This is a genomic window from Candidatus Marivariicella framensis (assembly GCF_982709265.1).
Genome location: NZ_CEXPNT010000010.1, coordinates 62027 through 69500, shown reverse-complemented (window position 1 = coordinate 69500; position 7474 = coordinate 62027). Strand labels below are relative to the sequence as shown.

Here is a 7474-nt window from a genome sequence, read left to right as displayed (position 1 = left end):
GGTGTCATGAATCCTGATGACATAACTATTGTTATAATTAAAAAAGCCGCTTAAATAGCCTTATAAATCCAATTTTGAACTTCTTTTGATTTTCCTTTTACTCTTATGGGGTCTTGGGCTTCAAATCCTTCATGGTTATCTAATTCTTCGAAAACACTCTTAGAAATAACTACCTCCCCAGATTTTGCATGAGAACATAATCTTGATGCAAGGTTTACAGCGTCTCCTATTACCGTATAATTCATTTGACGTTCTGACCCAATATTACCTGACACAACTTTACCGTAATTAATTCCTATTCCTATTTCAAGCTTCGGTAAATTTTCTTTTTCAATTTCTTTATTGAATTTTTCTAAAGCTTTAAACATTGCAATTGCTGAGTTAACAGCGCTTTGAGAATCATTTTTATTTTTTAATGGAACTCCGTATAAAACCATGAGTTCATCACCAATTATTTTATCTAGTGTTCCGTTGTAAGAAAAAACAACATCAATCATTGATTCAAAATATGTGTTTAGTAAGTAAACAACTTCTGAGGGTTTCATTTTTTCAGAAAGAGCAGTAAAACCTCTAATGTCAGAAAAAAGAACACATACTTCACTTTGAGCTCCTCCAAGCTCTAAAGAGTTTTCGTTTTGAAGTAATTCATCTACAATGTTTTCTGAAACATATTTTTTAAATGTTGACTTAATCTTATTAATTCCAGAAAGATCTTCAAAAGAAAAAACAACACCAGACCTTTCGTTTTCTTCATTATAAACTGGAGAGAGTGTAAGATTTATTTCATGAGGATTTTCTTCAATATCTTTAATTTTAAAATTATTTTCATATATGATTTCGTCTTTAACTTCCGAGCTTTCAAGTAGTTCGATTAAAGGTTGATTATTTTGAAAAACCATGAAGTAATGATTGTTCATCACTTCTTCTTGTTCTATTCCAAATATTTTTTTGGCAGAGTGATTAACAAACTCTATCTCCCCCAACACATTAATCATGATAATCCCTGTTGTAATTGAAGACATAATGTTATCAACTAATTTGTTAGAGCTTTTTAAAGAGTCAATTAACCGGATATTGTCGTATGCAAGGCTTACTTTTTTACTTAAGCTGTCGAAAAGTCTTAGGTCTTGTTGTGTAAATTTAATTAAGCCATTTCTGCTTTCTTTATCAAAAAGCAAAAGAACTCCCTCAACAGAATTTCCTGTAATAATTGGACTAACAATACAGTTTTTTTTAGAAGCTTTAAGAATTTCGTATTTCTGAGGATCATCAATTATCTTAGATTTCATTTCTTGATCAAGTTCCTTTAAAACACCTTTAGTTATTCTTATAATTTTATTAGGCAACTCTTCTTTAAGAATGTTAAACTGCGACATAACATTAAAGAAGCCTGACTTTTCATCTTTCAAAAGAATCATTCCTTTTGATGCGTTTAAAATAGAGAGTATGGTTATTAAAATGTTTTCAAAAAGACTTTGCTTAAGACCATCTTGATTGTTTATGATTTCCGTTACATCAATTAACGACTCAATCTCTAGCATCTTATTACTTAGCTCTTTATTTGTGTTAGAAAGCTTTTGTTCTATATCTTTAATTTCAATTTGATTTTCAATTTGATTTTTAAAATTTAAAACTAAAGAGCGGGTTAAAGACGAAGGGGGAGTTTTAAATGGAGAAAAAATAACACCTATGGGGTTGTTGTTATTTGTAATATTAATTGCATAACCTGAAGTATATGTATGAAAATCAAAAAAAGATTTAAGTGTTTTCCATTCCTTTTCACCTTCCTCTATTGAATGAAAGTTATTAGTTCTTAGAATGTTTTGGGGTATTAACTGATCAAAGTATTCAATTAAACCTAGAGATTTAATAATTGTTTTTTTACTGAAAAAAAAAATTTGAAGTAAGAATAATCCCTTTTGGGATTTAATAAAATCAAGCTTGTCCTTAAATAATTTTAATTCACTAAGGCGTAAAATTGGTTCCAAAATGTATATTAATTCTTAAGACATGGCTGTTATAGCCGCGTCTTGAGTTGGATAGCTTTTACAATATTTAGTTAGGCCCATTATTGTAAATGTCTTTTCTATTATTGGAGCTAATTCGCAAAAGGCAAGAACTCCGTTATTTTCCTGAAGCTCCTCAATTATTTCAATTAAAATAGAGGCTCCAATGCTATTTACAATATTAGACCGCTCAAGGTTAATTAAGACTTTATTTACTCCATTAGATATGTGTTCTTGAGCCGCCTTTTGAATTTCGTCTCCAAGATCTTTATTGAGATATCCTTCAGTTGCAACAACAATAACATCTCCTATTAGCTCAACATTTGTTACTTTATTCATTTGTGTCCTTTTTTTTAACCATCGTTAGAGTAGTTCCTGTGTGATCTGACTCAAAATTGACAGAATCCATTAATTCCTTTATAAGCATAATTCCCCAGCCTCTTTTTCGCTCATCAGTGTTAATTTTTGATTCAATTTTTGGAATTTTTACATTTGACTCATCAAAACCTTTTCCTTTATCAATTACTTTAATTGTTAAATTATGATCGTCAATCATAAAATGTATATACACTTCACTTTTAGATTCTGAATGTTCAAAAGCATTTATACATGCTTCAATTAAGGCCATTGATATTTCTCCCGACTTTTCTTCTGACAACTGCATGTGCTTGGCTACCACTTCAGCTGTTTGGGTAGCAACAAGTTCCATGTTTTTTAAGATCGGTAGTTTTAATTCTACCGTTGGTTTTTTATCCATCAAACTTTATATTTAGAAGTAGATTAATTTTTTGCTAATATATGGTTTTATTCAACCATGGCTTAAATTTAAAAAATATTTGATTGCCTTTTACAAGTTTTTAGATTGTTTTTTATTGAATTCAATAAACTCAATTTAAAAATACAAATAATGCTTAGCTTTGTTTTATGAATGAGGAAACTCCAAGACAAAAAAAAATTGCCTCTGTAATTCAAAAAGAGCTGGCTACTCTTTTACAGGGCAATATAAGAAAAGAAGGGCTCTCGAATCTTATTATTTCGATAACTAAGGTTCATGTCACTGTAGATCTAGCTTTTGCAAAAATTTTTTTAAGTATTTTTCCTTCTACATCTGCTTTGGAATACTTAAAATCCATGCAAGAAAACAGCTTTAAAATAAGGCATGAATTGTCTCAAATAATGAAAAATCAAATGCGAAGAACTCCTCAGCTAGCTTTTTATATTGATGATTCCTTAGATTATATTGAAAAAATAGATTCTGCTCTTAAAAATCCTGAGAATCCTATTTCTAATTCAGACCTGCTTCCTTCAAAACAAAAAAGATAATTGTGAAATTTTCTTTTCGAATTGCTTTAAGGTATTTGTTTTCAAAAAGCTCTCAAACTGTTGTCAATAGAATTAATCTGTTTGCTATAACTGTTTTAGTTGTAAGCTCTTCTGCTTTGTTGATAGTCTTAAGTGGATTTGAGGGTTTAAAAGATTTTGGAATGGCTTTTTATGATCAATTTGAGCCTGATTTCAAAATCATTCCTAAAAATGGTAAAACTCTAAAAGTCGATGAAAAACTATGGAAAGATTTACTCAGCACAAAAGGGATTCTTTCTTCTTCTCGAGTGATTGAAGAAAAGGTGTTTTTCGGTTTTGAAGGAAAGAATCAAGCTGCTTATATTAAGGGCGTTTCTTCATCATATACTTCAACTAGCCCTGTTGACAGCTTAGTGGTAATTGGAGAATGGATTGATTTTGATTCAAATTCAGTTGTTTTAGGCTATGGTCTTTCTTCGAGTCTTGGCGTCGGTGTTTATGATTACTCATCATACTTAGAGTTGTCAGCTCCAAAAAAAGGGAAGCTTAAATTTAAAGGCTCTCCTTTTGTGACAATGCCTGCCTTTGTTAACGGAATATTTCAAATAAGTGAAGATATTGATAAAAAATATGCGTTTTGTTCAATTGATTTTGCAAGAAAATTGTTGAGTTTTGAAGATGATGAGTTTTCACACATTTCAATTAAAATTGATTCTAATTATTCTGAAAAAGAGATTTTCTCAAACTTAAAACAACATTTTGATGGTCGTTTTGTAATACAGTCTAGGGCTGAGCAAAACCCAGCCTTGTATAAGATGATAAATACTGAAAACTTAGCTGTTTATTTAATTTTCTCATTGGTGATTTTAATTGCCTTATTCAATCTAATTGGATCTTTAATAATGATGAGGGTAGACAAGGCCTCTCAGTTAAAATTACTTTATGCTCTTGGTGAAACTCCAAAAAATATTCAAAGAGTTTTTCTTTTTTTAGGTTTGCTTATTTCTATAATTGGTTCAGTTGGAGGAGTGCTTATTGGAAGTGTATTAATTTTTGTTCAAGACCTGTATCCTTTCGTTTTTGTTCCTGGAACTTCTTTAGCTTATCCCGTATCGCTTATTTCAAAAAATATTTTTATTGTTTTGACAACTGTTTTTGTCTTGGGAGCCATTACCTCTGCTTGGGCTACCAGAGGCATCCAAAATTCTTTAGACTAGCCTACACTTTCGCAAGGTTTTTAAACTTGTCTCCTACCTCGTCAAAAACTGCAAAAACTTCATGAGATAAATCGGAGGTTACCATTTTTGTTCTATACTTTTTAAAATCAGGGATGCCTTTGAAATAATTTGTATAGTGTCTTCTTGTCTCTAAAACTCCTAAAGTTTCCCCCTTCCAGTCTATTGCCATTTTTAAATGACTTCTCGCTGCTTCTAATCTTTGACCTATAGACGGTGAGCTTGTGACAGTTTTATCCTTTAGGTACGATTTTACCTCATTAAAAAACCATGGATTGCCTATTGCAGCCCGTCCAATCATTGCTCCATCTAACCCATATTCATCTCGAATAATTCTTGCTTTTTCAGGCGTATTAATGTCTCCGTTTGCAAAAATAGGAATGTGCATTCGTGGATTATTTTTAACCTCTGAAATTTTAGACCAATCCGCCTCTCCCTTATACATTTGTGCTCGTGTCCTTCCGTGAATAGATATTGCTGCAGCACCCACGTCTTGGAGCCTCTCTGCTACTTCAACAATTTTTATAGAGTCATGATCCCATCCTAACCTGGTTTTTATAGTGACAGGAAGTCTCGTGTGTTTCACCATTGCCTCAGTTAGTTTAACCATTAAAGGAATGTCTTTTAAAATACCTGCTCCCGCTCCTTTACAAACCACTTTTTTTACGGGGCACCCAAAGTTTATGTCAATTATGTCTGGGCTTGTGGCCTCAACTATCTCTACGGCCTTTAACATTGAATCTATATTTGCTCCGAAAATCTGAATCCCTACAGGTCTTTCTTTTTCATAAATATCAAGTTTCTGAACGCTTTTAGCCGCATCTCTTATAAGCCCTTCGCTTGAAATAAACTCAGTATACATTATGTCCGCGCCATGGTTTTTACATAAGGCTCTAAATGGAGGATCACTAACGTCTTCCATTGGAGCCAAAAGAAGAGGGAAGTCTGGGAGCGATATGTTGCCTATAGTTAACAAAGGATATCTTTTGTGCAAAACTAATAAAAAAGTCTGTTTTAACTTAGTTGTTGGTTCTTTTGTGTTTTGTTTATGAAGTTCTTCAACAAGAAAAGAGTAATGGGTATGCAATTTAATATCTTTGCATGCCTATACTCCAAAATTAAATGAAAAATATTAGAAACTTTTGCATAATTGCTCATATTGATCATGGCAAAAGCACTCTTGCAGACAGGCTTCTTGATTTCACGGGATCTGTTACAGAAAGAGAAAAAAAGGATCAGCTTTTAGATAGCATGGACATAGAAAGAGAGAGGGGAATAACAATAAAATCTCATGCAATTCAAATGGAGTATTTTCATCAAGGTGAAAAATATGTGTTTAACTTAATTGATACTCCTGGCCATGTTGACTTTTCGTATGAAGTTTCTAGGTCTATTGCCGCTTGTGAGGGGGCTCTTCTGGTGGTTGATGCTGCTCAAAGTATTCAAGCTCAAACCATTTCAAACCTCTATTTAGCTTTAGAAAATGACTTAGAAATAATTCCTGTTTTAAATAAAGTTGATCTTCCTTCCGCTAATCCGGAAGAGGTTACCGATGACATTGTTGGGTTGCTTGGCTGTGATTCAGAAGATGTAATACCTGCGTCTGCCAAAACTGGTCTAGGAATAAAATCAATTTTAGAGGCAATTATATCAAAGGTTCCTTGTCCAAAAGGAGATCTAAATTCGCCTTTACAGGCCTTAATTTTCGATTCAATTTATAATCCTTTTAGGGGGGTCGAGACATATTTCAGAGTAATAAACGGAGAGATTAAAAAAGGAGATAAAGTTAAGTTTTTAGCCACAGGCAAAGATTATAATGTGGATGATGTTGGATTATTAAAACTAAAACAAGAACCTAAAAATTCTGTGTCTGCTGGAGATGTTGGTTATTTAATTACGGGCATAAAAGAAGCAAGCGAAGTTAAAGTTGGAGATACTATTGTAAGCTCAAAAAGCATAAATACTCCTGCTATAGATGGGTTTGAAGAGGTTAAGCCGATGGTTTTTGCTGGCATATATCCAGTTGATACCGAGGATTATGAAGAACTGCGCTCAAGCATGGAAAAGCTTCAGCTTAACGACGCTTCTCTGGTTTTTATTCCTGAAAGCTCGGCGGCTTTAGGGTTCGGTTTTCGTTGTGGTTTTTTAGGAATGTTACATTTAGAAATTATTCAAGAAAGGCTAGAAAGAGAGTTTGGAATGCCGGTTATAACTACAGTTCCGAATGTTTCATATCAAGCTTACATCAAAAAAAATCCTCAAGAAATAATCCCAGTAAACAATCCCTCCGATTTACCTGATCCTTCATATTTAGATCGTGTTGAGGAGCCCTACATTAAGGCTTCAATAATTACTAAATCTGATTTTGTAGGAAATATAATGTCTCTTTGTATAGAAAAAAGAGGTGTTATTACCAATCAAAGTTATTTAACACCAGAAAGAGTAGAGCTAACCTTTGATATGCCTTTAGCAGAGATAGTTTTTGATTTTTATGACCGCCTTAAAACTGTCTCAAAAGGATATGCCTCTTTTGACTATTCTCCCATTGGACTCAGATCCTCTAAGCTGGTTAAGGTTGATATTCTTTTAAATGGCAATCAAGTAGATGCTCTTTCCGCCTTAATTCATGCGGATAACGCATATAATATTGGAAAGAAAATGTGTGAAAAATTAAGAGAATTGATACCTAGACAACAGTTTGATATTCCTGTTCAGGCTGCAATAGGGGCAAAAATAATATCTCGTGAAACCATTAAGGCTCTTCGAAAAGATGTTACTGCTAAGTGTTATGGTGGGGACATCTCTAGAAAAAGAAAACTGCTTGAAAAACAGAAAAAAGGAAAGAAAAAAATGCGACAAATTGGAAGTGTTGAAATTCCTCAAGAAGCTTTCATGGCAGTTTTAAAGCTGAATGATTAATTTAATATCAAA

7 protein-coding genes are annotated in these 7474 nt (G+C 32.8%); 3 read left to right on the top strand and 4 right to left on the bottom strand.

Translation table 11 applies throughout. From position 1 onward, the window contains the following. Positions 1–50 precede the first annotated feature (50 nt). Genes AC34EU_RS05195 through AC34EU_RS05185 form a run of 3 tightly spaced genes read right to left on the bottom strand, consistent with a single transcriptional unit; the run spans position 51 to position 2763 of the window. Positions 51–1988, bottom strand: a complete 1938-nt coding sequence (locus AC34EU_RS05195; protein WP_487534043.1) for an adenylate/guanylate cyclase domain-containing protein — start codon at positions 1986–1988, stop codon at positions 51–53. Between the two features lie 15 nt (positions 1989–2003). After that, positions 2004–2345 (bottom strand): STAS domain-containing protein, encoded by a 342-nt coding sequence (locus tag AC34EU_RS05190; protein WP_487534042.1) that lies wholly within the window; start codon positions 2343–2345, stop codon positions 2004–2006. Then, positions 2338–2763 (bottom strand): ATP-binding protein, encoded by a 426-nt coding sequence (locus AC34EU_RS05185; RefSeq protein ID WP_487534041.1) that lies wholly within the window; start codon positions 2761–2763, stop codon positions 2338–2340. Before AC34EU_RS05185 ends, AC34EU_RS05190 begins: the two co-directional genes overlap by 8 nt. Positions 2764–2930: 167 nt before the next feature. Here AC34EU_RS05185 and rbfA point away from each other — a divergent pair, with 167 nt between their 5' ends. Both rbfA and AC34EU_RS05175 read left to right on the top strand, forming a co-directional pair. Further along, positions 2931–3329 carry a 30S ribosome-binding factor RbfA gene (gene rbfA / locus AC34EU_RS05180; protein WP_487534040.1) on the top strand — a complete coding sequence of 133 codons (399 nt, stop codon included), beginning with the start codon at positions 2931–2933 and terminating at the stop codon, positions 3327–3329. A gap of 2 nt (positions 3330–3331) precedes the next feature. Continuing rightward, the gene (locus AC34EU_RS05175) at positions 3332–4525 is read left to right on the top strand and encodes an ABC transporter permease (RefSeq protein WP_487534039.1); all 1194 of its coding nucleotides are present in this window, start codon (positions 3332–3334) and stop codon (positions 4523–4525) included. Between the two features lies 1 nt (position 4526). On the opposite strand, the gene dusB is transcribed toward AC34EU_RS05175, so the two are convergent. Next, positions 4527–5519, bottom strand: a complete 993-nt coding sequence (dusB, locus tag AC34EU_RS05170) for a tRNA dihydrouridine synthase DusB (protein ID WP_487534046.1) — start codon at positions 5517–5519, stop codon at positions 4527–4529. Positions 5520–5665: 146 nt separating this feature from the next. On the opposite strand from dusB, the gene lepA reads away from it, so the two are divergent. Continuing rightward, positions 5666–7462 (top strand): translation elongation factor 4, encoded by a 1797-nt coding sequence (gene lepA, locus AC34EU_RS05165; protein WP_487534038.1) that lies wholly within the window; start codon positions 5666–5668, stop codon positions 7460–7462. Positions 7463–7474 lie beyond the last annotated feature (12 nt).

What these genes read in the sequence shown, in the direction of transcription:
- AC34EU_RS05190 (WP_487534042.1), bottom strand. Translation starts at nt 2,345, where the DNA reads ATGAATAAAGTAACAAATGTTGAGCTAATAGGAGATGTTATTGTTGTT.
- AC34EU_RS05185 (WP_487534041.1), bottom strand. Translation starts at nt 2,763, where the DNA reads ATGGATAAAAAACCAACGGTAGAATTAAAACTACCGATCTTAAAAAAC.
- rbfA (WP_487534040.1), top strand. Translation starts at nt 2,931, where the DNA reads ATGAATGAGGAAACTCCAAGACAAAAAAAAATTGCCTCTGTAATTCAA.
- lepA (WP_487534038.1), top strand. Translation starts at nt 5,666, where the DNA reads ATGAAAAATATTAGAAACTTTTGCATAATTGCTCATATTGATCATGGC.